Consider the following 257-nt stretch of genomic DNA (forward strand, 5'->3'; position numbering starts at 1 on the left):
TCTGGAATGCCGTTGAGAAGGCCGAACGCCGGAAGAACTCACAACTTGCGCGGGAAATTGAACTCGCCATCCCCCACGAACTGCCGCAGGATGCCGCACGGGAAACCGTTCTCGCCTTTGTCAGAGAAAACTTTGTCAGTCAGGGCATGATTGCTGATGTGGCGTTCCATCACATGGATAAAACAACTCCCCATGCGCACATCATGCTGACCACGCGGGCTATCGGACCTGCTGGGTTCAGCGGAAAGGTCAGGGAC

At 56.0% G+C, this 257-nt stretch carries 1 protein-coding gene; it reads left to right on the top strand.

The features are described from left to right. The coding region (locus QP420_RS06660) for a MobA/MobL family protein (protein ID WP_481616906.1) at positions 1-257 on the top strand (257 nt) is incomplete at both ends.

The sequence above is a fragment of the Bifidobacterium sp. UMB1197 genome, from assembly GCF_030217745.1.
Classification (GTDB): Bacteria; Actinomycetota; Actinomycetes; order Actinomycetales; family Bifidobacteriaceae; genus Bifidobacterium; species Bifidobacterium vaginale_B.